This window comes from Christiangramia qingdaonensis, assembly GCF_048381525.1.
Taxonomy (GTDB): Bacteria; Bacteroidota; Bacteroidia; order Flavobacteriales; family Flavobacteriaceae; genus Christiangramia.
This window is the reverse complement of record NZ_JBLWIM010000012.1, coordinates 626,836-630,191: the sequence shown is the minus strand read 5'-3', so window position 1 is coordinate 630,191 and position 3,356 is coordinate 626,836. Positions and strand designations below refer to the sequence as shown.

The following is a 3,356-nucleotide window of genomic DNA, read 5'->3' as shown; positions in this document are numbered from 1 at the left end:
AGAGCAACAATGTTACGAGAAGTTCTTACCTGACAGATTACTGTGTTATCTGGATGCTGGATCACATAATCCTCACTAGCAACACCAGTTACATAAAGCTTCTGACCGATTTTAAGTTTAGACACATCTGCAACGATGTAATCTGGAAGATCTCCAGGTAAACCTCTTACCTTAAGACGACGAAGGTTGTATCTTAGCACACCACCGTTCTTAACCCCTCTTGCAACACCTTCAGTGTGAACAGGAATTTCCATTGTAATTGGCTTATCATCGAAGATCTGGTAGAAATCGATGTGAAGGATAGAATCATTCACTGGGTGAAATTGAATATCCTGAAGAATTGCATCAAAAGATTTTCCATCTTTCAATTTAATTTTAACTGTATGTACATCTGGAGTGTACACAAGGTCTTTGAATGAGATTTCCTCTGCTGCAAAGTGTAGTGGATCACCTTCTACGCCGTACAATACGCAAGGAACCTGTCCAGCATTACGTAGTGCCTTCGTTGCCTTCTTGCCTACGCTTTCTCTTTTAGATCCGTTGATCGTAATTGATTTCATTGTTGTAATTTAAAGTTATAACAAATGTCGTCGGGTCCGCTTTGGACTGCCTTCATTTGCCAAAATTTTGAGGTTGCAAAAGTAAAGCTTTTTCTGAATCTATAAAATACTGATCCTTAAAAAGTTCAGATGAATTACAGAGATCATGATTTTGGTATCTCTCACTGGAAGTTCATCTATTATTTGTATAAATTGAAGCTTATTTAATTCTGAAGTACATGGAGAACCCATCTGAAACTGTAAATGCCAACAAGCGAATAGCCGCGATCGATCTTGGCACAAATTCTTTTCATGCCGTACTGGTAGATATTTATCCTGATGGAAGTTTTAGAACGGTAGACAAATTGAAGGAAATGGTCATTCTTGCCGAAAAAGGAATGGATAATAAATTAAGTGAAGAAGCCATGCAACGTGGCCTTGACGCTATGAAAAGAATTAAGTTTCTATGCGATAGCATGCACGTGGAAGAAATCATCGCCTTCGCCACTTCAGCCATACGGGAAGCCACCAATGGAGGAGATTTTATTCAACGAATGAAAGCTGAATCTGGCATCAAAGTAAGAGCAATCTCGGGCAGTAAGGAAGCAGCATTAATCGGGTTGGCGGTTCAGCATAGTATAGCACTTTCTGAAGAACTGGTCTTGATGGTAGATATTGGAGGAGGAAGTGTGGAATTTATTCTGGGTAATAATGAGAAATTTCTCTACTCTCAAAGTTTGAAACTCGGCGTTGCCCGCATGGCGGCCAAATTTGTTTCTCATGATCCTATTAACAAAGAAGAGATCAAAGATTTAAAAAAACATTATAAAAAAGAACTTGGTGAACTTTCAGAAATACTAGCAAAACATAAAGTTAGAACCATTATTGGAAGTTCCGGAACCATGGAGAATATAGGCGCCATGATCGCCAACAGAAACTCTCATACGGCCAATATGAGCCTGAACGAACTGGTTTTTGATGTTTCAGAATTTAAAAAACTCTACAAGAATTTTATTCAGCTTGATCGGAAAGAAAGGGAAGATATTAGTGAACTGGATGAAAAAAGGATAGATATCATCAACCCGGGAATGGTGCTGGTGAAATATCTTGTTAAGGAATTTGAAATTGAAGAGATCAAAATTTCTGAAGCTGCGCTTCGAGATGGGATGATCCTCGATTTTATCAAAAAGGAACGTCCAAAACTTGATCTGGTCGCTAATTATCCTGAGCCGCGAAAACGCAGTGTTCATGAACTCTTACGCAAATGCCACTGGATGGAAGATCACTCTAGGCATGTGGCAGCGATGAGTCTGCAGTTATTCGATGCTTTTCAAAAAGATCTTAAACTGGAAGAGGCAGATCGCGAGCTACTGGAATACGCAGCCTTAATGCATGATATTGGTTATTATATCAACTATCGTAAACATCACAAACATACGCTGTATATAATAAGACATGCAGATCTACGTGGTTTCAACGAAGATGAGATCAATATTATGGCGCATACCGCTCGTTATCACCGAAGAACTGTTCCTAAAAAGAGACATTATCTTTATAAGCAGTTATCCAAGAAACTACGCAAAAGGATCGAGAAACTAGCTGCTTTACTCCGTCTTGCCGATGGCCTGGATCGCAGTCACTACCAGAACGTTCAGGAATTGGAGATCATTAGATCTTCGGAAAAGATCAGGTTGCAAATAACAACGCTCGGGGATCCGGAACTGGAAGTGTGGGGAGGTTTACGCAAGGCAGATCTCCTGAAGGATATTACTGGAAAAGAGATCGAGATCATCACGATAGAAAATCAAAACAAACAGAATCAAACATAAAAAAAGCCGGTTTAGAACCGGCTTTTTTTTAATGTTATATCAAATACTGAAGTTACATGATGAACTTTTCACTAATGGAGCGATTATCATTTACACTCTTCATCACATCTGCAAAAAGATTTGCACAGCTTACTACCTTGATTTTCTTGCTTTCCTTTCTTAGTGGAATGGAATCTGTAACGATTAATTCCTCAAGTTTAGATTTTTCTACACGCTCATAAGCTTCACCAGAAAGTACAGGATGCGTACAGATGGCACGAACGCTTAAAGCTCCGCGTTCCATCATAAGATCTGCTGCTTTGGTTAGAGTTCCTGCGGTGTCAACCATATCATCTACCAGGACTACATTTTTCCCGGTAACATCTCCAATTAGCTCCATATGGGAGATCACATTTGCTTTCGCTCTTTGCTTGTAGCAAATCACCACATCGGTTTCTAATGCTTTGGAATATGCATAAGCTCTTTTAGAACCACCCATATCAGGAGAAGCGATGGTCAGGTTATCAAGTCCAAGATTCTTTAAGTATGGAAGAAAAACAGTACTGGCGTAAAGGTGATCCACAGGTTTTTCGAAAAATCCCTGGATCTGGTCGGCATGAAGATCCATTGTGATGATCCTGGTTGCGCCAGCAGTTTCGAGTATACTTGCGATCATTTTAGCGGCAATTGGCACACGGGGTTTATCCTTGCGATCCTGTCTTGCCCATCCAAAATAAGGCATTACTGCAGTAATATGTCTAGCTGAAGCACGTTTAGCAGCATCCAGCATTAGAAGCATTTCCATCAGGTGGTCACTACCGGGATGGGTAGAGCCAATAATAAAAACCCTGCTTCCTCTTACAGACTCCTCGAAAGATGGCTGAAATTCACCATCACTATACGTGGAAGTGATCACATTCCCAAGATGAGTGCCGTAATGATCGGCGATTTTCTCGGCCAGCTCCTGGCTTTGTGTACAGTTAAAGATTTTAGCTTCCGTAGTCGGCAT

Annotated in this window: 3 protein-coding genes; 1 reads left to right on the top strand and 2 read right to left on the bottom strand. The window is 40.4% G+C overall.

Annotated elements, in window-relative coordinates; all coding sequences use genetic code 11:
* Positions 1-560 (bottom strand): 50S ribosomal protein L25/general stress protein Ctc (locus ACNI3T_RS07805; protein WP_418227336.1); only part of this gene is annotated, 560 nt, incomplete at its 3' end.
* A gap of 218 nt (positions 561-778) precedes the next feature.
* Between ACNI3T_RS07805 and ACNI3T_RS07800 the strand changes: the two genes are divergently transcribed.
* Positions 779-2,368, top strand: coding sequence for a Ppx/GppA phosphatase family protein (locus ACNI3T_RS07800; protein WP_418227335.1), 1,590 nt, complete (start codon positions 779-781; stop codon positions 2,366-2,368).
* A 52-nt stretch (positions 2,369-2,420) separates the two neighbouring features.
* Here the strand turns inward: ACNI3T_RS07800 and ACNI3T_RS07795 are convergent, their stop codons facing one another.
* On the bottom strand, positions 2,421-3,356 hold the full coding sequence (locus tag ACNI3T_RS07795; RefSeq protein WP_322301403.1) for a ribose-phosphate pyrophosphokinase: 936 nt from the start codon (positions 3,354-3,356) through the stop codon (positions 2,421-2,423).

What these genes read in the sequence shown, in the direction of transcription:
- ACNI3T_RS07800 (WP_418227335.1), top strand. Translation starts at nt 779, where the DNA reads ATGGAGAACCCATCTGAAACTGTAAATGCCAACAAGCGAATAGCCGCG.
- ACNI3T_RS07795 (WP_322301403.1), bottom strand. Translation starts at nt 3,356, where the DNA reads ATGCCGACTACGGAAGCTAAAATCTTTAACTGTACACAAAGCCAGGAG.